The 21438-nt window shown below is 73.9% G+C and carries 22 protein-coding genes and 1 pseudogene; 11 read left to right on the top strand and 12 right to left on the bottom strand.

Going from position 1 to position 21438, the window contains the following annotated elements:
- Positions 1-129 precede the first annotated feature (129 nt).
- A complete protein-coding gene (locus tag ACF07S_RS13635) occupies positions 130-909 on the bottom strand; it encodes a DNA-binding response regulator (protein ID WP_391965303.1) in 780 nt (259 codons plus the stop codon).
- Between the two features lie 1208 nt (positions 910-2117).
- Positions 2118-3119, bottom strand: a complete 1002-nt coding sequence (locus ACF07S_RS13630; RefSeq protein ID WP_391965302.1) for a Gfo/Idh/MocA family protein — start codon at positions 3117-3119, stop codon at positions 2118-2120.
- Positions 3120-3259: 140 nt separating this feature from the next.
- Here ACF07S_RS13630 and ACF07S_RS13625 point away from each other — a divergent pair, with 140 nt between their 5' ends.
- The 3 genes from ACF07S_RS13625 to ACF07S_RS13615 are packed head-to-tail and all read left to right on the top strand — an operon-like array spanning position 3260 to position 6829.
- Positions 3260-4648 (top strand): multidrug effflux MFS transporter, encoded by a 1389-nt coding sequence (locus tag ACF07S_RS13625; RefSeq protein ID WP_391974221.1) that lies wholly within the window; start codon positions 3260-3262, stop codon positions 4646-4648.
- Positions 4609-5817 carry a serine hydrolase domain-containing protein gene (locus ACF07S_RS13620; RefSeq protein ID WP_391974220.1) on the top strand — a complete coding sequence of 403 codons (1209 nt, stop codon included), beginning with the start codon at positions 4609-4611 and terminating at the stop codon, positions 5815-5817. The genes ACF07S_RS13625 and ACF07S_RS13620 overlap by 40 nt, the downstream gene beginning before the upstream one ends.
- 1 nt (position 5818) lies before the next feature.
- Complete coding sequence (locus ACF07S_RS13615; protein WP_391965299.1) at positions 5819-6829, top strand: small ribosomal subunit Rsm22 family protein; 1011 nt, start codon at positions 5819-5821, stop codon at positions 6827-6829.
- Here ACF07S_RS13615 and ACF07S_RS13610 read toward each other — a convergent pair.
- Positions 6826-7038, bottom strand: coding sequence for a DUF6243 family protein (locus ACF07S_RS13610; RefSeq protein WP_391965298.1), 213 nt, complete (start codon positions 7036-7038; stop codon positions 6826-6828). The two genes, ACF07S_RS13615 and ACF07S_RS13610, sit on opposite strands and share 4 nt — an antisense overlap.
- Positions 7039-7136: 98 nt before the next feature.
- Between ACF07S_RS13610 and ACF07S_RS13605 the strand changes: the two genes are divergently transcribed.
- The gene (locus tag ACF07S_RS13605; protein WP_391965297.1) at positions 7137-7766 is read left to right on the top strand and encodes a TetR/AcrR family transcriptional regulator; all 630 of its coding nucleotides are present in this window, start codon (positions 7137-7139) and stop codon (positions 7764-7766) included.
- 24 nt (positions 7767-7790) lie between these two features.
- Here ACF07S_RS13605 and ACF07S_RS13600 read toward each other — a convergent pair whose 3' ends face one another.
- On the bottom strand, positions 7791-8669 hold the full coding sequence (locus ACF07S_RS13600; protein WP_391965296.1) for a glycerophosphodiester phosphodiesterase: 879 nt from the start codon (positions 8667-8669) through the stop codon (positions 7791-7793).
- A 226-nt stretch (positions 8670-8895) separates the two neighbouring features.
- Between ACF07S_RS13600 and ACF07S_RS13595 the strand changes: the two genes are divergently transcribed.
- The gene (locus tag ACF07S_RS13595) at positions 8896-9633 is read left to right on the top strand and encodes a bifunctional DNA primase/polymerase (protein ID WP_391965295.1); all 738 of its coding nucleotides are present in this window, start codon (positions 8896-8898) and stop codon (positions 9631-9633) included.
- Between the two features lie 15 nt (positions 9634-9648).
- Here ACF07S_RS13595 and ACF07S_RS13590 read toward each other — a convergent pair whose 3' ends face one another.
- Positions 9649-10647 (bottom strand): hypothetical protein, encoded by a 999-nt coding sequence (locus tag ACF07S_RS13590; RefSeq protein ID WP_391974219.1) that lies wholly within the window; start codon positions 10645-10647, stop codon positions 9649-9651.
- Positions 10648-10810: 163 nt separating this feature from the next.
- Complete coding sequence (locus ACF07S_RS13585) at positions 10811-11968, bottom strand: serine hydrolase domain-containing protein (RefSeq protein WP_391965293.1); 1158 nt, start codon at positions 11966-11968, stop codon at positions 10811-10813.
- Between the two features lie 199 nt (positions 11969-12167).
- Here ACF07S_RS13585 and ACF07S_RS13580 point away from each other — a divergent pair, with 199 nt between their 5' ends.
- Positions 12168-12812: a PhzF family phenazine biosynthesis protein gene (locus ACF07S_RS13580; protein ID WP_391965292.1), complete on the top strand. Its 645-nt coding sequence runs from the start codon at positions 12168-12170 to the stop codon at positions 12810-12812.
- 33 nt (positions 12813-12845) lie between these two features.
- Here the strand turns inward: ACF07S_RS13580 and ACF07S_RS13575 are convergent, their stop codons facing one another.
- The gene (locus ACF07S_RS13575; protein ID WP_391974218.1) at positions 12846-13016 is read right to left on the bottom strand and encodes a DUF397 domain-containing protein; all 171 of its coding nucleotides are present in this window, start codon (positions 13014-13016) and stop codon (positions 12846-12848) included.
- A gap of 32 nt (positions 13017-13048) precedes the next feature.
- Positions 13049-13231, bottom strand: a pseudogene (locus tag ACF07S_RS13570) (XRE family transcriptional regulator); the annotation flags it as partial.
- Between ACF07S_RS13570 and ACF07S_RS13565 the strand changes: the two are divergent.
- A complete protein-coding gene (locus ACF07S_RS13565) occupies positions 13223-13363 on the top strand; it encodes a hypothetical protein (RefSeq protein WP_391974217.1) in 141 nt (46 codons plus the stop codon). The pseudogene ACF07S_RS13570 and the gene ACF07S_RS13565 sit on opposite strands and share 9 nt — an antisense overlap.
- Before the next feature lie 12 nt (positions 13364-13375).
- Here ACF07S_RS13565 and ACF07S_RS13560 read toward each other — a convergent pair whose 3' ends face one another.
- Both ACF07S_RS13560 and map read right to left on the bottom strand, forming a co-directional pair.
- Positions 13376-14023 (bottom strand): heme oxygenase (biliverdin-producing), encoded by a 648-nt coding sequence (locus ACF07S_RS13560; protein ID WP_391965289.1) that lies wholly within the window; start codon positions 14021-14023, stop codon positions 13376-13378.
- Between the two features lie 140 nt (positions 14024-14163).
- Positions 14164-15021, bottom strand: coding sequence for a type I methionyl aminopeptidase (map, locus tag ACF07S_RS13555; protein WP_391965288.1), 858 nt, complete (start codon positions 15019-15021; stop codon positions 14164-14166).
- A 59-nt stretch (positions 15022-15080) separates the two neighbouring features.
- On the opposite strand from map, the gene ACF07S_RS13550 reads away from it, so the two are divergent.
- Entirely contained in the window at positions 15081-15311 is a 231-nt protein-coding gene (locus tag ACF07S_RS13550) for a hypothetical protein (protein ID WP_391965287.1), read from the top strand.
- Between the two features lie 26 nt (positions 15312-15337).
- On the opposite strand, the gene ACF07S_RS13545 is transcribed toward ACF07S_RS13550, so the two are convergent.
- A complete protein-coding gene (locus ACF07S_RS13545) occupies positions 15338-15940 on the bottom strand; it encodes a hypothetical protein (protein WP_391965286.1) in 603 nt (200 codons plus the stop codon).
- A gap of 140 nt (positions 15941-16080) precedes the next feature.
- Here ACF07S_RS13545 and npdG point away from each other — a divergent pair, with 140 nt between their 5' ends.
- Both npdG and ACF07S_RS13535 read left to right on the top strand, forming a co-directional pair.
- Positions 16081-16812: an NADPH-dependent F420 reductase gene (npdG, locus tag ACF07S_RS13540; RefSeq protein WP_391965285.1), complete on the top strand. Its 732-nt coding sequence runs from the start codon at positions 16081-16083 to the stop codon at positions 16810-16812.
- Between the two features lie 4 nt (positions 16813-16816).
- Complete coding sequence (locus tag ACF07S_RS13535) at positions 16817-17059, top strand: hypothetical protein (protein ID WP_391965284.1); 243 nt, start codon at positions 16817-16819, stop codon at positions 17057-17059.
- Positions 17060-17128: 69 nt separating this feature from the next.
- Here ACF07S_RS13535 and ACF07S_RS13530 read toward each other — a convergent pair whose 3' ends face one another.
- Complete coding sequence (locus tag ACF07S_RS13530) at positions 17129-17929, bottom strand: site-2 protease family protein (protein WP_391965283.1); 801 nt, start codon at positions 17927-17929, stop codon at positions 17129-17131.
- A 217-nt stretch (positions 17930-18146) separates the two neighbouring features.
- Here ACF07S_RS13530 and ACF07S_RS13525 point away from each other — a divergent pair, with 217 nt between their 5' ends.
- Positions 18147-21422 (top strand): BTAD domain-containing putative transcriptional regulator, encoded by a 3276-nt coding sequence (locus ACF07S_RS13525; protein ID WP_391974216.1) that lies wholly within the window; start codon positions 18147-18149, stop codon positions 21420-21422.
- Positions 21423-21438 lie beyond the last annotated feature (16 nt).

Raw genomic sequence — 21438 nt, 5'->3', positions numbered from 1 at the left:
CTGACCTGCAAGAGAGCATGCTCCAACTCGTCCCCCGATTGGCCGCACACCTCGTGCCCCCATTTCTCGCTGGATGTTCCGTTCCTTGGGCCGGTTCCACGACCACGGGCGGCACATGCGCCCGGGCGCTCACGTCCCCTTGGGCAGCAACCCGAGTTCGACCGCGCGCACGCCGGCCTGGAAACGGGACGACGCGTTGAGTTCCCGCATGATCTCGGCGACATGCCGCCGGTAGGTGCGCAGGGACACCTGCAGTTCCCCCGCGGCGTTGGCGTCGGTGCGCCCGGACCGCAGCTGCTCCAGGATGCGGCGGGTGAGATCGGAACGCAGCCGGGGGCTCGGTTCGGGATGGTCGACCAGTCGGCGGCCGCGTGCCCACACACCGGCGTAGAGCAGTTGCAGGGTGCTGACCGCCGCGCGGTCGGTGACGACCGCGGCCCTGTCGTCCGTCGCGCCCTGGGCGCCCAGCCGCAGGAACGCGGACGCCCCGTCCACCGTGACGAATCCGCACAGTTCGTGCGGGAAGACCCGCACGGCGGGCAGACCGCGCAGCCGCGCGGGCGCGACCTCGAGGGTGGCCGGACTGCACAGCACCCGTACGGTGACCCCGCTGGGCACCCCGGTCAGGCACCGCAGCGCGGACTCCGCGAAGGTGACCGATCCGGCGAGCGCCACGTTCACCGAGCGCTTGGCCCGCAGCACGAGCCGTTCGAGCGTCTCGGTGGTCACCTCCGCGTCCATGTGCGTCAGGCCCGACACCGTTGCCGGACGCCTGCGGTGCAAGGACACCGTGGACTCGATCAGGGCGCGGGCCTGCAGCAGGGTCTGCTCCAGGCGGGCGGCGTGACCCGGGGGGACGTCGTCCTCGAAGCCGCCGACAGTGGGTAGATCGAACAAAGTGCCAGCCACGCGTGAGCCCCCATGTTTGTTTCCACATTGCCTCTGCCGCGCGTTACCGGCCCTGGTTGCCCCAGCTGTGTGACGCCGTGGCGTCACCGCCGGCCCCCGCTCGGCGTATTAATTGAACCGGAAATCAAATTTCGTGTGCCGCCTGTGAACCTCGCCTCCCTGGCAATGAATCGCACTGTGGGGATCGGCCGAAGGCATTGTGCTCACAGTGTGGCTGAAATCAGGTGTAGGTAATCACGACTCACCGACGATATCCAGTTCCTACGGTGGCGTCCGTGGCAGCAAGATGCAGAAGAGGTGCTGGAAGCGGCGGTTCCTCTTCCGGTTTGCCTGCCGACCGGTCTGTTACCTGCGCGTAGCGTGGTCGCGGTGGCCACTAGTTGCCATATGTGCCCGGTGAGCCGCCATTGTCACCCCTGATTCCTGTGGTAGAGGCCGGGATGTCGTGGGAGATGCTGTCCAATCGGTCAATCGGAATGAATCCGGCCCTTCGTGCAATTCAGAATTGTTCGGGTGACTTTCAGAGGGGTAGACCAGTGGCGTGAGGTAAGTTCATTTTCTCGCTCACGAGAGTTGTGTGCCGCGTAATTTGGCTCGTTTTTCGGTTGCTGTCCGGACCGGATATATGTCCTACGTTTTCGCTCCGATGAACGTTTCGGGGTACTCGTCGATACCGCGGTGGCGTGAGAAGGTGACCCATCCCGCCCTGAAACGGACTCATTCCGCGCGGCGCCGGACGGGGGCGGCGGCGGCCGTACGCGGCTTCGCCGGGCCCGCCGCGCCCCGTCCGCGGCCCCTCCGTACGCGAACCGGACCCCCGGGGCCGTGGCGGTGCCGGGGGGACGCCCGGGCGGACTCCGGGCCCGCCGTGAACCGCGGGCGGTCCCGCGCGGCTTGCCCTCGCGCGCTCGAAGTCCTGGCGTCCGCGGCATGGAGACCGCACGGACACCGGGACGCAGCGGTATCGAGGCCGGCGCCGTCGGGTCCGGCCGCTGGGCGATCGGCGGCGAGTGGCAGGACCGGCAGGGGCAGCCCCTGGAGTGGGGGGAGGGCCGACGACGAGGAGTGCCTGCCCGCGGTCGTGCGCGGGTCCGCCGCGATCCGGCCCGCCGCGCTCCGGTACGGACGCCCGTCCGGCGCCAGCGGCTTCGCCGTCACCGGTGCGACCGCCGGGTGCCGGGGCCCGGGCCCCGGCACCCGGCGGTCGTTCAGCGCACCTCGCCCGGGTAGCGGACGCCGACGCGGTCCCGGATCGCGTCGAGCGTCCGCATCACGGCGAGGGTGCCCTCGAGCGGGACGAGCGGCGACTCGGTCTCGCCCGCCCGCAGTGCCCGCATCACCTCCGCGGCCTCGTGCTTGAGGCTGTTGCGGGGCCCGTCCGCGGGGTCGGCCGTGAACTCCTCGGCGTCACGGCCGTCCCGGTGCAGCACGAACCGGTCCGGGAAGAAGAAGCCGTACGGGATGTCGATCCGGCCCGCGGACCCGGTGATCGACGCGGAGGTCGCCGTACCGCCCACGATGGAGCAGTGCACCGAGGCGAGCGCACCGTTGTCCCAGGAGAGCAGCGCCCCCGTCTGCAGGTCCACGCCCTCCTCCGACAGCGTCGCCCGCGCCACGACGTCCGCCGGCTCCCCGAGCAGCAGCTGCGTGAACGACACCGGGTACACCCCGAGGTCCAGCAGCGCGCCCCCGCCCAGCGCGGGGTCCCGCAGCCGGTGCGAGGACGGGAACGGCCCCGTGAGCCCGAAGTCCGCCTGCACACTGCGCACTTCGCCGACCGCGCCGTCGTCGACCAGCGCCTTCAGCCGCCGCACCATGGGATGGCAGTACATCCACATGGCCTCCATCAGGAAGCGCCCGCCGTCCCGCGCCAGCGCGACCAGCTCCGCCGCCTCACGCGCGTTCAGCGTGAACGGCTTCTCGCACAGCACGTTCCGCCCGGCCCGGAGCATCAGCCCGGCCGCCGCGCGGTGCGCCGTGTGCGGGGTGGCGACGTAGACGACGTCGACCTCCTCGTCCGCCGCCAGCGACTCCCAGTCGCCGTACGCGCGCGGTATGCCGAACCGCTCGGCGAACGCCTTCGCCGGCTCCGGCGACCGCGACGCCACCGCCACGACCTCCGCGTCCGGCAGGTCCACGAGGTCCGCCGCGAACGTCGCGGCGATCCCTCCGGTCGCCAGGATTCCCCAGCGCACCTTCTGCTCCGTCATCCGTCCCACCTTGCTCGTGTCGTTCGTCACATCGCGAATGGATGTCCATGGAAGCGCTCCCATGACATCGCCGTCGACGCCGAGCACTCCGCACGAGCTGAGAGCATAAGGACCCGGAGACACGGAAAGGGAGGGGCCACATGCCCGAGGGCAGGGCGTCCATACCGAACTCGACGGCGGCGGGCGGGTCCACGGCGCCCCCGGGGGCGGACCCGGCCGTCCCGGCCCCGCGCGCGGGGTCCCCGGCCGCGGAAGCGGGCACGGCCGCCGCGGGCGGGCGGACGGCTCATCCGGCGCCCGGCGCGGGTGCCCGCCGCACCAGCCTGCTGGTCACCCTCGTGCTGGGCGGCCTGACCGCCACGCCACCGCTGGCGATGGACATGTACCTCCCCGCCCTCCCGCAGGTCACCGAGTCGCTGCACGCCTCCGCCGCCACCGTGCAGCTCACCCTCACCGCCTGCCTGGCCGGCATGGCCCTCGGGCAGCTGGTGGTCGGGCCGATGAGCGACCGCTGGGGACGCCGCCGTCCGCTGCTCGTCGGCCTCGCGGTCTATGTCGTCGTCACCGCGCTGTGCGCGTTCGCGCCCACCGTCGAACTCCTCGTCGCCTGCCGGCTGGCGCAGGGCCTCGCGGGCGCGGCCGGCATCGTCATCGCCCGGGCGGTCGCCCGCGACCTGTACGACGGCGTGGCCATGGCCCGCTTCTTCTCCACCCTCATGCTGATCTCCGGAGTCGCGCCGATCGTGGCACCCCTCATCGGGGGGCAGGTCCTGCGGGTGACGGACTGGCGGGGCGTGTTCGCCGTCCTCGTCGTCGTCGGGGTGCTGCTGACGGCCGTCGTCTGGGCGAAGCTGCCGGAGACGCTGGCCCCCGCCGACCGGCACGGCGGAGGCGTCGGCGAGACGTTCGGCTCGATGCGCCGGCTGCTCGCCGACCGCTCCTTCACCGGCTACATGCTCACCGGCGGATTCACCTTCGCGGCCCTGTTCGCCTACGTCGCGGCCTCCCCGTTCGTCGTCCAGGAGATCTACGGAGCCTCCCCGCAGACGTTCAGCCTGCTGTTCGGGCTGAACTCGATCGGGCTGGTGATCGTGGGGCAGGTCAACGGCAAGGTGCTGGTCGGCCGGGTCCGCCTCGACCTGGTGCTCGGTCTCGGGCTCGCCGTCGTGGTCGCCGCCGCGGCCGTGCTGCTGCTGATGTCGCTGGGCGTGTTCGGCGAGGTCGGCCTCGTGCCCGTGGCCGCCGCGCTGTTCGTGCTGATGTCCGCGATGGGCATCACCATGCCCAACACCCAGACCCTCGCCCTGCTGCGCACCAGGCGCTCCGCCGGCTCCGCGTCCGCCCTGCTCGGCACGACGTCCTTCCTCGTCGGCGCGATCGCCTCCCCGCTGGTCGGCGTCGCCGGGGAGGACACCGCCGTTCCGATGGCCGTCGTCCAACTGGCCTCCGCGCTGGTGGCCCTGGCCTGCTTCCTGGGCATGTGCCGCCCGTGGAACCGGTCGGGGAGCACGAAGGGAGGGGGCGTCTGAGCGCGCCGAGACTGCGCCCCGGAACCCCGGAGCGGGCCGGGCTCGACGCCGGGGAGCTGCGCCGCATGGTCCGGGAGGTCCGGGCCCGCACCGGCGGCGGGCGCCCCTGGGCGGCGGGCGCCGTCGTGGTCGCCGGCCGGGGCCCGGTGCTCGCCGTGCAGGAGGCGGCGGGCTGGGCCGTGCGGTACGCGGCGTACGACGAGGTCTCGGACACCGCGGTGGAACTGCCGCCGGGCGAGCGCGTGCCGATGACCGTGGACACCCCGTTCGACCTGGCGTCCCTGACCAAGCTGTTCACCTCGGTGGCCGCGGTGCAGCAGATCGAGCGGGGCACGCTCGGCATCGACGCGCGCGTCGGCGCGTACCTGCCGGACTTCACGGCGGCGCGGCGGCACGGCGTCACCGTCCGCCAGCTGCTCACCCACACCTCCGGACTGCGTCCCGAACTCCCGCTGTACGACTGCGCCGACGACGCGCAGCGGCTGGCCGTGCTGCGCGCGGAGCGGCCCGTCGGGGCGCCCGGCACGTACCGCTACTCCGACCTGAACATGCTGCTGCTCCAGCACGTCCTGGAGCGCCTCACCGGCCGCCCGCTGGACGTCCTGGTGCGCGACGGCATCACCCGCCCGCTCGGCATGACCGCGACCGGTTTCGGGCCGCACCCGGACGCGGCGGCCACCGAGGACCAGCGGCGGCCGTGGGCCAAGGCCGACCGGGGGATGCTGCGGGGCGAGGTGCACGACGAGAACGCCTGGGCGCTGGGCGGGGTCGCCGGACACGCCGGCCTGTTCTCCACGGGCCGGGACCTGGCGGTCTTCTGCCGCACCCTGCTGGCCGGCGGCTCGCACGGGCCCGCCCGCATCCTCGGACCCGACTTCGTGGACCTGCTGCTCACCCCGCCCGGGCTGGGATTCGCCCTGGACCGGCCGTACTTCATGGGCGAACTGGCCGGACGCGGAGCCGCGGGCCACACCGGGTTCACCGGTACGTCCCTGGTCCTGGACCGGGCCACGGACACCTACCTGGTCCTGCTGGCCAACACGGTCCACCCCCGCCGCCCCGACCCCGACCACACGCCGCGGGCGCAGGCGGCCACCCGGCTGGCCCGGGCGGTGCGGGCGATCCGGGCACCGGGACCGGGCGGCCCGGCGGACCTGAGAGAATCGTGAGGTGAACGCCCCCGCCCCCCTGCCCCCCGAGCGCCTGTCCGCCGCCGAGATCCTGCGCTCCGCCCTCGCCGGGCTGCTCGACGGGCTCCCGCCGCGACAGGCCGCGGGGGCCGTCGAGCGGCTGATCGCCGCCTACCGGGGCGCCACCCCGACCGGGGCCCCGATCCTGCGGGACCGGGCCGACGTGGCCGCGTACGCCGCGTACCGCATGCCCGCGACGTTCCAGGCGGTGCGGTCGGCGCTGGCGGCGTTCGCGGACGCGGTGCCCGGCTGGGCGCCCGGCGACCACGTGGACGTCGGCGGCGGCACCGGCGCGGCGGCCTGGGCGGTCAGCGCGACCTGGGGCGGGGAGCGGCCCGTGACCGTCCTCGACTGGGCCGAACCCGCGCTCGCCGTCGGCCGGGAACTCGCCGCCGCGCACCCCGCCCTGAAGGACGCCCGCTGGCAGCGCTCCCGCATCGGACCGGCGCTCACCCTCCCCGGCACCGACCTCGTCACGGTCTCCTACGTCCTCAACGAGCTGACCGCCCCCGACCGCGCCGCCCTCGTCGAAGCCGCCGCGGAGGCGGCACAGGCCGTGGTGATCGTGGAACCGGGCACCCCCGACGGCTACGCCCGCGTCATCGAGGCCCGCGACCGCCTGGTCCGCGCCGGCTTCCACGTCGCCGCCCCCTGCCCGCACAGCGCCGCCTGCCCCATCGTGCCCGGCACCGACTGGTGCCACTTCGCCGCGCGGGTCAGCCGTTCCTCGCTGCACCGCCAGGTCAAGGGCGGCTCCCTCGCCCACGAGGACGAGAAGTTCGCCTACGTCGCAGCCACCCGCCTCCCGGTCGCCCCGGCCCCCTCCCGGGTCGTCCGCAAGCCGCAGATCCGCAAGGGACAGGTCCTCCTCGACCTCTGCGAGGCGGACCCGTCCCTGCGGCGCGCCACCGTCACCAAACGCCACGGCGACCTGTACCGCGAGGCCCGCGACACCGACTGGGGCGACGCCTGGCCGCCCCCGTCCGGCTAACCGAGCCGCGATTCCGGCCCCTCGTCCCGTTCCTGCTGCTTCTCCTGCTGCTTCTCCTGCAGCTTGCGCAGCAGTTCCCGCTTCTGCGCCTGCGGGTCCAGGCCGCCGCCGATCCGGCCGCCGGGTCCGTCCCCGCGCAGGGCCTTGCGGCCCAGATGCTGCCGGGCGCCGCCGACGCCCAGCATGTTTCCGCTTCCGCCTCGCGACATGACCGTCTCCCTTCCACGTGAGACGATTCGTCTCGTCTCTCGACACATACCACTGTCCGGCGAGACGTGGCGTCTTGTCAACCTGATAGATTCGCGCCATGGCCCATACCCCTTCCGCCCAGCAGTCCGCCCCGGACGCCGCCCGCCGCAGCGAGCGCTCCCGGCGGGCCATCTACGACGCCGCCCTCGCGCTGGTCGCCGAGGTCGGCTATCCGAAGACGACCATCGAGGGCATCGCCGCCCGGGCCGGCGTCGGCAAGCAGACGATCTACCGGTGGTGGCCGTCGAAGGCGGACGTCCTGCTGGAGGCGTTCGTCGACCTGAGCGAGCAGGCGACCCGGACAGCCGGGCAGGAGCCGTACGTCATCCCCGACACCGGTGACCTCGCAGCCGACCTCAAGTCCGTCCTGCGCGCCACGGTCGACGAACTGCACGACCCGGTCTTCGAGGTCCCGTCCCGCGCCCTGGCCGCCGAGGGCGTCGTCAACGAGGAACTCGGCCGCAGATTCGTCGCCGCGCTGCTGCAGCCCTCGCTCCAGCTCTACGCCGACCGCCTGCGCTCCGCCCAGGACGCCGGAGACGTCCGCGCGGACATCGACCCGTGCGTCGCCCTGGAGCTCTTCGTCTCCCCCCTCGCCCAGCGCTGGCTCCAGCGCACGGGCCCGATCACCTACGACTACACCGACACCCTCGTCGACTACGCCCTGTACGGCCTCGCTCCCCGCTGACCGGAGGCTCCCCCCCCCGGCCCCTCACCGTCCCAGCGCCGCGCTGACCGCCCCCGGCGTGCGGGCCGGGTGACGGGCCAGGCGGCCCGGCGCGTCCGTGATGACGCCGTCGCAGCCCAGTGCCAGGGCGCGGTCGCGCTGGGCCGGGGTGAGAACCGTGTGGGCCCACACCCGGGGGATGCCGGAACGCACCGCGCGCCGCAGGTCCGCGTCCCGGGCCCCGATGTCGACGTCGAGCAGGTCGACGAAGGAGCGCCAGCGCCCGGGGCGGTCGGTGCGCAGCTGGCGGGCCGAGCGCCACAGCTGGGTCAGCAGGCCCGAGTCGTGGATGCGGCGGGCCACCCCGGGGTCGTTGGTGTTCACGAACACCGAGCGGGTCAGACCGCGCGAGCGGATCAGCGAGGCCAGCCGGTCGAGACCGCGCGGATCCTTCGCCTCCAGCATCAGCACGGTCCGCCCGCCGAAGCGGTCCAGCACCTCGGCGACCGTCGGCGGCCGCTCCGAGCGCCAGCTCCCCGGCAGCCCGTCGCGCGGACGCAGCCGTACGCCCCGCCACTCGGCGGCGTCCAGCGCGCCCACCTCGCCGCCCAGGAAGGTGGTGCGGTTCAGCGACGCGTCGTGGAAGACCACCGGCGTACCGTCGCGCAGCACCCGGGTGTCGAAGTCCAGCACCTGCGCCGTACCGCGCCGGTACGCCGCCATCAGCCCCGACATGCTGTTCTCCGGGACCTCGCGGGCCCCGCCGCGATGGGCGACGTACGTGACCCGGGGCAGCGCGTCCACCGTCAGCGGTCCGCCGCCCCACTCCAGCGGCCCCGCGGGGCCGCCGGAGCGGCCCGCGAGGGTCAGCGAGACCACGCAGGCCAGGGCCCCCAGGCCCGTCGACGCGATGCTTGTGACCATGGCGACCACGGTAGGCGCGCGCGTCCGGGCACGGCGCGCAATGACACCCGCTCCGGTACGCCGCGCGTCCCTCCCGAGGGCATACCCTTCGTCCCACCGGATCCCCCTCGTCCAGTCGGGGCGTTCTCGTCCCACCTGTGCGGATTGTGGGCTCCGGCCCCCCGATGCGCACGATCGTGGGACGATAGGGCATGCTGTTGCGCACGACGGCGAGGCGAGGGGATAGATGAGCGCGGAGTTCGGCGGCCGAAGCGGCCGGCAGGGCAAAATCTCCCAGTGGCTGCGCGGACGCCGCCCGAAGCAGGCCGCCGACGAAGGCGGCCGTGAGGCCCTGCTGCTCGCCGCCGCCGACGCGGGACTGCCGCTCGCACCCGCCGCCCACCCCGCCGCCGGATACCGCTGCTCCTGCGACCGCGTGGGCTGTCCGACCCCCGCCCGGCACCCGGTGTCGTTCGCCTGGCAGACGCAGTCCACCACCGACCGCACGCAGATCGAGCGCTGGGCCCGCCACCAGCCGCAGGCCAACTTCATCACCGCGACCGGCATGGTGCACGACGTCCTCGACGTCCCCCTCGACGCCGGACGCGAGGCGCTCACCCGCCTGCTCGACGCGGACATCGAGGTCGGTCCCGTCGCCGAGAGCGACGACGGCCGCCTGCTGTTCTTCACCCTCACCCGCGGCACCCCCGAGGACGAGGACGAGTGGTGGCCGTGCGAGCTGGACTGCCACCCGGAGACCATGGACGAGCACCCCGGCCTGCGCTGGCACTGCCGCGGCTCCTACGTCCTCGTACCACCCGCCCGGCTGCCCGGCGACGACGACCGGTCGGTGCACTGGGTACGCGGCCCCGAGCATCCGCTCCCGGACCCGCTGAGCCTCCTGGAGGTCCTCACCGACTCCTGCTCCCGCCATGCCGGCGAGCACTCCGACCACGCGGGCGCGGCCTGGCCCCTGCGCCGCTGAGCGCGCGGGCGCGGGCTACTCGCCCTTCGCCGACGTCAGCCCCTGGATCCGCCCCAGCACCCGCACCGCACCGTCGGCCGGGTCCAGCGCCACCTCGTTGGAGACGAACTCCATCGTCAGCGACTGCCTGATCTCACCGGTCGTCAGCGCCAGCACGTCCTTGTTCGGCGTCGGCACGGACGCCCCGTCCGCCGCGGTCTGCTTCTCGTAGTGGCGCGTCGTGAAGAACACCAGCGCCCCGCCGTCCTGCGTGCGCAGCGCCAGCGGCGCGTAGTCGCCGTTCGTCATCGGCTCGTCGATGTACTGCGTCACCAGCCCCGGCCGTTCCGACCGCTTCGCGCGCAGCGCCCGCCACGCGCTGGTGTGCGGTCCCTCGGCGAACACGTCCCCGCCGTCCTTCAGGTACGTGGCGTAGCGCCGGCTCAGCTCGGCCGGCGGCACCGCCGGACCGGCCGAGTTCGCGGGCACGGCCTCGGCCCAGCCGTCCTCGTCCGTCTTGAACTCCGGTACGGCGTCCGGGGCCACCAGCGTCAGGTACGCCACCTCCCACGGCTCGTCCAGCCCGCCCCGGGTGAACACCAGCAGCCAGCGCGCCCGGCCGCCCTTGTTGCCGGCCGCGTCCGCGAGGAACCAGCGCGGCCAGCCGGCCTTCTCGACGATGGTGAACTTCGCGTCCGTCAGCTTCAGCGGCACGTGGCCGGCGTTGCCCCGCGGGCTGTTGGCCCGCCCCGCCCTCAACCGCGCCCCGTCGATGTCGGCGAGCGCGCCGGTGGTGTGGTCGGCGTCCAGGGAACCGTCGTACGCCTTGTCGGCGGCGTTGTAGGCGGCCGTGAACTCCTCGAGCGCCTCCGCCGCCTCTGCGCGGGTGGCGGCAGGGAGCACCTCGCGCTCGCCGTGCACCACCACACAGCCGCTCGCCGTCAGCGACAAAGCGGTCACCGACGCCGCGATCAGCGCGCTCCGCTCAAGCCCGCGGAGCCTGTTGCGCCTTCGAAGGCCGAGATCCCTGCTCATCCGGTTCCGTCACCCTCCCCTTCCCGGAGGCGAACCTTACCGGGGCCCGGAACGGCGCGAGCGCCCGGACCGGCCGGAGCACCGCCGGCCCGGGGAGGACGCGGGTGTCGTCCCGGCCGTGCGCGGGAGGCGCACGGCCGTCGAGTGAACCGCGGGGGCGTGACTAGCGGTTGAAGGCGGGCAGGGCGAACCGCGCGACGAGCGGGAAGCCGTCCTCCCGGGCGCTCCTGGCGTTCACCGAGTGCACGACCGTCCGGGACAGGTCGCGGGTCGCGGCCAGCACCGTGTGGTAGCCGGGCCGGGAACCCGTCTTGCCCCAGATCTCCGTCCCGTTGTGGACGAAGCGCTGCCAGGCCATGCCGTAGGTCGCGCCCTCGATCGCGGGGACGGTGAGCATCTGGTCCAGGAGCGGCTGCGGCACCACCCGGCCCTCGAAAACGGCGACCAGGAAGCGTTCCAGATCGGCGGTCGTGGAGATCATGTTCCCGGCCGCCCAGCGGTCGGACATGTTCCACTCCGTGACATCGGTGGTCCGCCCGCCGATGTCCGCGTAGGCCCGGTGGTGCGGGCCGTGTACGCGCGGGTCCGGCCCGGCCGGGAAGTCCGTGTGCCGCATCTCCAGCGGGCGGAAGATCCGTACGTCCGCCTGGTGCTCGTAACTGTCGCGGGTCACCTTCTCGATCAGCAGGCCGAGCACCGTGTAGTCGATGTTCTGGTACACCTGCCGTTCCCCCGGGGTGAACGCCGGACCCTTCGCGACGGCCGCGGCCACCACCCGCTCCGGGGTGAGGGTCCGGAACCGGTTCTCGTACATCTCCTCGGTGGTCGAGCCCAGGTTCGCGCCGGGCTTCAGGCCGCTGGTGTACGTGAGCAGGTGCCGCACGGTGGGCGGCTCGGTGAAGGAGGACGGCAGCAGGCCGGGCAGATAGCGGGTGACGGGCGCGTCCAGGTCGATCCGGCCCTCCGCGGCGAGCTGGAGCACGAGCGCCGCGGTGACCGTCTTGGTCGTCGACCCGGCCCGGAACCTCGCGTTCTCCAGGGCCGGGGCCCCGGTACGCAGGCTCCGGACGCCGGCGGTCCCCGTCCAGCCGCCCTTGCCGCCGACCCGGACGAGGGCCGCCGAGACGTCGCCGTCCGGGATGCCGACGAGGGCCTTCTCCAGCGCGGCGGTGTCGGGCCCGTCGACGGCCGGGGCGGACCCGGCGGACACGGACCCGGCAGCCGCCGTGGCGGGCCGGGCGGCCGCCGCTCCGGCGAGCGGACCGAGCACCAGGGAGCCCAGCAGCGCGGAAACGAGGACGGTACGGGTACGGACCTTCATGGGCCGATGCTCCTGTTGGTAAGGGGAATTGGCTTGCTCCGGACGCACTCCATCCTGTTGATCGCGGACGCCCGCGAGATCCTGCACACGCAGGAGACCGCCCCCTCATATCCGGCCCCCGCCCCTCGGGGTCGCCCCTAGGTCACGCCGCCGACGATCCCGGACGACCCCGGACCCCGCGCGGTGCTTGAATGCCCCCGTGACTGACTACGACGTGCTGCGCGTCTTCTGCGGACCCCGGGGCGGGTACGGCAACGAACTCGGTGTCGTCCGCGAGGGGTCCGTGCTGCCCGGGCGGGAGGAGCGGCAGGCGCTCGCCGCGAAACTCGGTTTCAGCGAGACCGTGTTCGTCGACGACCCCGAGCGCGGGGTGATCGACGTCTACACCCCCACCCAGCGCCTGCCCTTCGCCGGCCACCCCTGCGTCGGCGCGGCCTGGCTCCTCGACGTCCCCGAACTCGTCGTCCCGGCCGGGGTGGTGGGCGCCCGCCAGGACGGGGAGTTCTGCTGGATCGAGGCCCGGGCGGAGTGGGCGCCGCCGCGCACCCTGCGCCAGTACGCCACGGCCGCCGAGGTGGACGACCTGGAGGTGCCGCCGCCGGGGGAGTGGGTCTACGCCTGGGCCTGGCTGGACGAGGCGGCGGGCCGTGTCCGCGCCCGCGCCTTCCCCGGCCGCGACGACGGCATCGACGAGGACGAGGCGACGGGCGCGGCAGCCCTCCTCCTCACGGACAGGCTGGGCCGCGCCCTGAACATCACCCAGGGCACGGGCTCCCAGATCCTCACGGCCCCGCAACCGGAAGGCTGGACGGAGATCGGCGGCAGGGTCCGCCTGGAACGCTGACGCCCCGACTCCGTGACGAAAGCCTTCCAGGCCTCACGGCCGAAGAGGATCACCGTCCCGGTCCGGGGCCTTGCTGTCCCGGACCGGGACGAAAGAGGGGACATGGTGCGCGCGTTCCAGGCACTCGTCGTTGCCGCCGCTGTACGTACTGCTGCGCCACTCCGCGTCCGCCGGGTTCGGTATGCCGTGGGGTGCGGTGTCCACGCCCCGGGCTCCTCGGCCCTGCGCCGGATGACCGTGCGGGATACCACCGGGGACAGCGCGGACGTACGGGCGGCGTCGAACAGCTCCTGACAGCGGGCGACTCCGGCCTCCCGCTCCAGCCGCATCGAGCCGGTGGGGCTGTCCGCCGGGACCACGTCGAGCGCCGCTTCCTCGGGGAAGCCCCGTACGACGTACGGCCCGGACCCATGGAACAAGGCGGACGCCCCGAAGTGCGGGAGCCCGGCGACGACGGGACCGGCGGGCGGGGCCCGCCGCTCGTCGCGGCGCTCGCCCACCGCCGGCGGTGCGAGCAGCGCACCGCCGGGGAGGGTCTGCGGCTGCTGTGACCCCCGCCGGTCTCACGCCGACAGCGGGAACTCCTCGCCCAGTGCCCGGAAGACGGCCGTGTTGAGGGCGAACGCGCGCTTGCACTCGGTCACGATGCGCTGTTTGACCAGGTCGTCCGCCGGGAGCGCGTCCAGCAGTTCGCGGTAACCCCGCTTGAAGGCGGCCGGGTTGGTGATCTCCTCGAAGACGTAGAAGCGGACGCCGTCGCCCTTGCGCTCGAAGCCCCAGGTCCGCTCCGCCTTGTCGCGGATGATCTGCCCGCCGGACAGGTCGCCCAGGTAGCGGGTGTAGTGGTGGGCGACATAGCCGGCCGGCCAGTCCCGGGCGCACTCGGCGACCCGCTCGGCGTAGGCACGGGTGGCGGGCAGGGCGGTCAGGCCGGCGCGCCAGCCGGGGCCGCGCAGGTGCGCCAGGTCCCGCTCCAGCGAGGCCAGCCGGAACAGCTCCGGCCGGATGAACGGGCCCGCCACCGGATCCGGGGCCAGCCGCTGCGCGCCGGACTCCAGCGCCTCGTAGACGAACCACAGCTGCTCGGTGTAGCGCGCGTAGGCGTCCACCCCCAGCCGCCCGCCCAGCAGATCGCTCATGAACGTCGAGGTCTCCGCCTCCACGTGCTGCTCGTGGGAGGCGGTGCGGAGGAGAGCGGAGAAGGAGTCCATGATTCCGATTTTCTGTGGTTAGGGTCACCTAAGTCAATGCCTTGCCGACAAGGTGTCGGGAAACCTCCCCTCATCGGGACCGGCGCAAACAAGAGGGCCCGCCCTCTTCGCAGGAGGGCGGGCCCGGGGAGCGGGGAGCGCTACGGCAGGGTCAGGACGTCCGCGCCGGTGTCCGTGACCACCAGCGTGTGCTCGAACTGCGCCGTGCGCCTGCGGTCCTTCGTCACGACCGTCCAGCCGTCGTCCCACAGGTCGTACTCGTGGGTGCCGAGCGTCAGCATCGGCTCGATGGTGAAGGTCATCCCCGGCTGGATCACCGTCGTCGCGTGCGGGCTGTCGTAGTGCGGGATGATCAGGCCCGAGTGGAAGGACGAGTTGATGCCGTGGCCGGTGAAGTCGCGGACCACGCCGTAGCCGAAGCGCTTGGCGTACGACTCGATCACCCGGCCGATGACGTTGATCTGCCGGCCCGGCCTGACCGCCTTGATCGCGCGGGCGAGGGACTCCCGCGTGCGCTCCACCAGCAGCCGGCTCTCCTCGTCCACGTCCCCCACCAGGTACGTGGCGTTGTTGTCGCCGTGCACCCCGCCGATGTACGCCGTCACGTCCAGGTTGACGATGTCGCCGTCGCGCAGCACCGTCGAGTCCGGGATGCCGTGGCAGATCACCTCGTTGACCGACGTGCACAGGGACTTGGGGAAACCGCGGTAGCCGAGCGTCGAGGGATAGGCGCCGTGGTCGCACATGTACTCGTGCGCCACCCGGTCCAGCTCGTCCGTGGTCACGCCGGGCGCGATGAGCTTCGCCGCCTCCTCCATCGCCCGCGCCGCGATCCGGCCGGCGGTCCGCATCGCCTCGATCGTCTCGGGCGTCTGCACCTCCGGCCCGGTGTACGGCGTCGGGGCGGGCTTGCCGACATACTCGGGACGGCGGATGTTCCCGGGCACGGAACGGGTGGGGGACAGTTCCCCCGGTACGAGCAGCGACTGGCCAGACATGTCCGCGAGTCTAATTCAGCGGCGATGGGGGACCATCTTCGTGGCGAAAGGAGCCGGTCATGTCCCTGTTCAAGAAGCGGACGGTCGGAAAGCCGGGCGAATGGTACTACTGCCTGGAGCACAAGAAGGTGGAGGAGGGCCCTGACTGCCCCGGCAAGGACCGCTTCGGGCCGTACGCGAGCCGCACCGAGGCCGAGCACGCCATGCAGACGGCCCGCGACCGCAACCTCCAGTGGGAGAACGACCCCAAGTGGCACGACGCCCCCGCGGGCGAACGGGACGGCGGCTGATCACTCCCGTACGCCGGGCCCGCGGTTCACCAGGGCGTCGGCGGGGGAGCCGTCAGCAGGTCCGCCAGCCGTGACAGGCGGTCCCGGAAACGGCGGCGGCCCCGGGCGGCCGGCCGGGCGTTCTCCCCGGCCGCCGCGCTGACCAGGTGCTGCACGGTGTCCAGGTCCAGCTCGGAGCCGTCGGGCACGGCCAGCACCTCGTGGGCCAGCGCCGGCAGCTCCCCCTCGCCGGGGCCGAGGGAGAGCAGTGTCGCCCCGGCCCGGCGGGCGTCACACACCCGTTCGAGAAGCGGGGCGGACGGCTCCCCGGGCGCCACCACCAGCAGCGTCTCGCCCCGCCGCGCCGCCTCCAGGCGACCCAGGCCCACCGCCAGGTGCGCGGGGTCGGAGGCGCGCGCGCCGTGCCGTACCAGCGTGGGGGCCAGCTCCGGGGTGCCCGACCAGGCGGCCTCGTCCACCAGGTGCGCCGCCAGATGCCACGGCTCGTACTCCGGCGTGCCCACGAGCAGCAGCCCGCCCCCGTGCGAGACCACCGACCCGCGCAGCGTCCCCGCGAACCGCCGGGTGGCGCCCAGCCACTCGGTCCCGGCGAGCACGTCCCGCAGCAACGCCACCCGTACCGCATCCATGCGACCGCATCCTGCCCCCGGTCCCTGGTCCGCGTCCCCGTGTTCGACCCGGATTCGCCCGTCCCGGGGATCCGGCGGGCGCGACCGTGACGGGCTCACGCCGGCCGGGAAGGGCGCCGGGGCGGACGTAGAGTCGGCCCATGACCTCCAGCGACAGCGCACAGCAGCCCGAGAACGCCCCACGGCCCGCGAAGGCCCCGGCCAAGGACCCCTGGGACCTGCCCGACGTCTCCGGGCTGGTCGTCGGCGTGCTCGGCGGCACCGGGCCGCAGGGCAAGGGCCTGGCCCACCGGCTCGCCAGGGCCGGCCAGAAGGTGATCATCGGCTCCCGCGCGGCCGAGCGCGCCCGGGCGGCGGCCGGCGAACTCGGGTACGGCGTCGAGGGCGCCGACAACGCCGAGACCGCCCGGCGCAGCGACATCGTGATCGTCGCCGTGCCCTGGGACGGTCACGGCGAGACCCTCCGGTCCCTGCGCGGGGAACTGGCCGGCAAGCTCGTCGTCGACTGCGTCAACCCGCTCGGCTTCGACAAACAGGGCGCCTACGCGCTGAAGCCGGAGGAGGGCAGCGCCGCCGAGCAGGCCGCCGCGCTGCTGCCGGACTCCCGCGTCACCGCCGCCTTCCACCACCTGTCGGCCGTACTGCTCCAGGACCCGGGGATCGACGAGATCGACACCGACGTGATGGTGCTCGGCGAGGCCCGCGCCGACGTCGAGATCGTCCAGGCGCTGGCCGGCCGCATCCCCGGCATGCGGGGGATCTTCGCCGGGCGGCTGCGCAACGCCCACCAGGTGGAGTCGCTGGTCGCCAACCTGATCTCGGTCAACCGCCGGTACAAGGCGCACGCCGGGCTCCGCGTCACGGACGTATGAGGCGATGGGGGACACTGGACGGCGTAGCAGTGTCCCCCGACAGGAGCCCGCCACCATGCCCCGCCTCGCCCTCTGCGCCCTCGCCGTCTGCCTCCTCGCCGTCGCCGCGGCCGTCGTCTCCTTCGTGCGGGGCAGCGTGTTCGCCGGCGTCGTGTGGGTGCTGCTGGCGGGCCTGTCGTCCAACATGACGTGGTACTACGTCAAGCGGGGCCGGCCGGCGGCGGGGGACGGCCCCGTCAGGGGCTGACGTCCGCCGGGCAGCCGGCGACGGCGCGTCGGCGACGGCCGGCCGGTGACGGCGACCGGCGACGCTCCCTCACGCGCCGGCCGCACAGAACTCGTTCTCACCCCGCCAGAACCGGAACAGCTCGTAACCGCAGTACGTGTCGAACTCGTGGATGCCCAGGGTCTTCAGCAGCGAGTCGACCACGTCGAAGAACACGCCGTTCACCGCGGGCACCCACAGCAGCGCGAACACGAACAGCAGCCCGAACGGCGCGAACGGCTCCACCTGCCGGCGGACGCCGTGCGACAGCCACGGCTCGATCACGCCGTACCCGTCGAGGCCGGGCACCGGCAGGAAGTTCAGGATCGCGGCCGTCACCTGGAGCAGCGCGAGGAAGGCGAGCGCGAACCGGAAGTCCGCCGGTACGCCGTCCAGCGCGTCCAGCCAGAACGGGGCCGTGCACACCACGGCGAACGCGACGTTGGTCAGCGGGCCCGCCGCCGAGATCAGACTGTGCCGCCAGCGGCCCCGGATCCGGTGCCGCTCGATGAAGACGGCCCCGCCCGGCAGGCCGATCCCGCCCATGACGACGAACAGCACCGGCAGCACGATGCTCAGCAGGGCGTGCGTGTACTTCATCGGGTTCAGCGTGAGGTAGCCCTTCGCGCCGACCGAGATGTCGCCGCCGTGCAGGGCGGTGCGCGCGTGCGCGTACTCGTGCAGGCACAGGGAGACGATCCAGGCGGCCGTCACGAACAGGAACACGGCGACCCCGGGCTGCTCGGCGAACCCGGTCCAGGTGGCCCATCCGGTCACCGCCGTGACGGCCAGTATCCCGAGGAACACGGGGCTGACCCTCCGGTCGCTGCGGCGGGTGGTGGCGGTGGTCATGGGACTCCCTGGACGTCGGGCGCACGCGGGGACACGTGGGGGACTGCCCGACGGTACCGGGCGCACGGGGAGAACGTCCCGCGCGGTCGGCCGGTTCCACGCAGGGTGCAACGGCCCCTCCGCGGGAACCGGGCGGCCGGGCGGGCCGCGCCCGGGCCCCGCGCACCGGCGCCACACCGCCCGGCCCCTGTGACCCCGGGCAACGCCACCGGAGAGAATGGACCCCGTGCGCTACCGCATCCTCGGCACCACCCAGGCACTCCGTCCCGACGGCACCGCCGTCCCGGTCGGCGGGGCGCGGCTGCGTGCGCTGCTGACGGTGCTCGCCCTGCGGCCCGGCCGCACGATGCCCGTGGGACTGCTGGTCGACGAGGTGTGGGACGGTGATCCGCCCGCCGACGCGACCGGGGCGCTGCAGGCCCTGGTCGGACGGCTGCGCCGGGTGCTCGGCGCGGACGCGGTCGCCTCCGCCGAGGGCGGCTACCGCCTCGCCGCCGCGCCCGACGACATCGACCTGCACCGTTTCGGGCGACTGGCCGGCGAGGGCCTGCGGGCCCTCGCCGACGGGGACCCCGCGAAGGCCGCCGTCGTGCTGGACGATGCCCTCACCCTGTGGCGCGGCCCGGTCCTGGGCGGCCTGCCCGGCCACACCGCCGAGACGGCCCGCCTGGAGACCCGGCACCTGGAGGTGCTGCGCGCCCGGCACACCGCCGCCCTCGCCCTCGGCGACGCCGAGCAGCGCCTGCCCGAGCTGACCGCGCTCTGCGACGGCCACCCCCTCGACGAGCCCCTCCAGGCCCTGCGGCTGCGCGCCCTGCGCGACACGGGCCGCACCGCCGAGGCGCTCGCCGCCTTCGAGGACGTACGGCGCCTGCTCGCGGACCGCCTCGGCTCCGGCCCCGGAGCGGAACTCCGGGCGCTGCACGCGGAGCTGCTCGACCAGTCGGCGCCGGCCGCCGCCGGGCCCGGCAAGCCGGCGCGACCGGGCAACCTGCGGGCCCGGCTGACCTCGTTCGTCGGCCGTGAGACGGACATCGAGACGCTCCGCGTGGACCTCGCCGCCACCCGGCTGGTCACCCTCCTCGGACCGGGCGGCGCCGGCAAGACCCGGCTGTCCCAGGAGGCCGCCGAAGCCGTACGGCAGACCACCCCGGACGGGGTGTGGCTCGCCGAACTCGCCCCCGTCGAGGACCCCGACGCCGTCCCCGAGGCCGTCCTGACCGCCGTCGGCGCCCGCGAGACCGTCCTGTACGGCGCCGGTGCCGAGAGCATGCGGGCCGTCACCGACCGGCCCGCCGACCCCGTGGACCGTCTCGCCGAGCACGTCGCCCGGCGCCGCATGCTGCTGATCCTGGACAACTGCGAGCACGTCGTCGAGGCCGCCGCCCGGCTCGTCGAGACACTGCTGCAACGCTGCCCCGGCCTCACCGTCCTCGCCACCAGCCGCGAACCCCTCGGTGTACGAGGGGAGTTGCTGCGCCCGGTGGAACCGCTGCCCGAACCGGTCGCCCTGCGGCTGCTCGCCGACCGCGGGGCCGCCGCCCGCCCCGGCTTCCGCACCGACGCCGACGAGGACACCGCGGCGGCCTGCGCGGAGATCTGCCGCCGCCTCGACGGACTGCCCCTGGCCATCGAACTCGCCGCCGCCCGGCTGCGGATGCTCACCCCGCGCCAGATCGCCGGCCGGCTCGACGACCGCTTCAGCCTGCTCACCTCCGGCAGCCGCACCGTCCTGCCCCGTCAGCAGACCCTGCGGGCCGTCGTCGACTGGTCCTGGGACCTGCTCGACGAGGACGAACGCGACGTACTGGGCCGGCTGTCGGTCTTCGCGGGCGGCTGCGGTCTCGCCGCGGCCGAGGCCGTCTGCGGGCCGGTCGCGCTCGAGGCGCTCGGCTCCCTCGTGGACAAGTCCCTCGTGGTGGCCGCCCCGTCCGGTGACGGCGAGATGCGCTACCGGCTCCTGGAGACCGTCGCCGAGTACGCGGGCGAGCGCCTCGACGAGACCGGCCGCCGTACGGAGGCCGAGCGCGCGCACCTGACGTACTACCGCGAACTCGCGCGCACCACCGACCCGTTGCTGCGCGGCCCGGACCAGTCCGCGGCCATGGAACGGCTGGAGCGGGAGTACGAGAACGTGCGCACCGCCCTGCGGCGCGCCCTCACCCTGCGCGACGAGCAGGAGGTGCTGTGCCTCACGCTGTCCCTGGGCTGGTACTGGCAGATGCGCGACCTGCGCATCGAGGCCCGGGGCTGGTGCGCCGAGGCGATGTCCCTCGGCCCGACCCCGTTCACCGATCCGGTGCGGCCCGCCGCCCCGGTGTGGCAGCGCTGCACCGACGCCCCGCCCCCGATGGCCGGCGAGGTCCTCGCCGAGGCCCGGCGCGGGGTGCACCTGCTGCACATGGCCCAGATGGACACCGAGCTGGACGACTGGCAGACCCCGCAGGCGCAGCACAAGCTGCGCCTCGTCGCGGCGACGTACGAACCCGGGATGCCGCAGCTCTGCCGTCCGCCCGGCATGCTCTGGGTGTTCGCCGTGATGCTGAGCGGGGACATGGACCGGCTGCGCACCGTCGTCGACGCCGCCGTCCGCACCTGCCGGGAGACACCCGGGTTCGACTGGGAGCTCGCCGCCAACCTCCAGCTGCGCGCCAACCTGCTGGCCAACCGCAGCGACTGGGCGGGCGACGCGCGGCGCGACGCCGACGAGTCACTGGAGGCCTACCGCCGGCTGGGCGACGCCTGGGGCACCGCCGAGGCCCTCTCGGCGCGGGGCGAGGCCAACGAGCGCAGCGGTGCCCACGAGGCCGCCGCCGCGGACTACGCGGCGGCGATCGAACACGCCGAACGCCTGGGCGCCCGGACGCAGAAGGCGCTGCTCACCGCCCGCCTGGGCAGCGTGCTGCTGGAGTCGGGCGACACGGAGCGCGGGGAACGGCTGCTGCGCGAGGTCATCGACGGCCCGCCCGGCGGACCCAACGAGGCCCTGCCCGCCGCCCGGCTGTTCCTGGCCGGCTGGCTCGGCACGGCCGGACGCACCGCCGAGGCGCGGGAACAACTGCGGCTGCTGCGCAATGAGTTCGGCATCGCGCACTACGCCGTCTTCGACGCGTTCATCCTCGGCGCCGAGGGCTGGCTCGACGTGCTCGACGGCAAGCACGAGCAGGCCCTGGTCGTCCTCCGCCAGGCGCTCCGGCAGGCCGGTGAGCCGCTGTCCGCCGCCATCGCTCCCCAGATGCGCTCGGCGTTCGTCACCATGGGCGCGGCCGCCCTCGCCGGACTCGACGGAGGGCACCGCGCCCGGGACGCGGCCCGCTGCATGGGCGCCGCCGACTCCTGGCTGCCGGCCGGCCACGTCGCCGCCGGCACCGAACGCGAGGTCCGCCGCTGCGCGGAGGCCCGCATCCGGTCGGTCCTCGGCGACGCCGCCTACGAGACCGCGTACGCGCAGGGCGCCGCCCTCACCCCCGACGAGGCCGTCGCCCTCCTGTGACGCGCACCGCCGCGTC

The organism is Streptomyces sp. NPDC016640 (genome assembly GCF_043076215.1).
Taxonomy (GTDB): domain Bacteria; phylum Actinomycetota; class Actinomycetes; order Streptomycetales; family Streptomycetaceae; genus Streptomyces.
The sequence above is the reverse complement of the archived record's forward strand: the minus strand, read 5'-3'. Positions and strand labels throughout refer to the sequence as shown.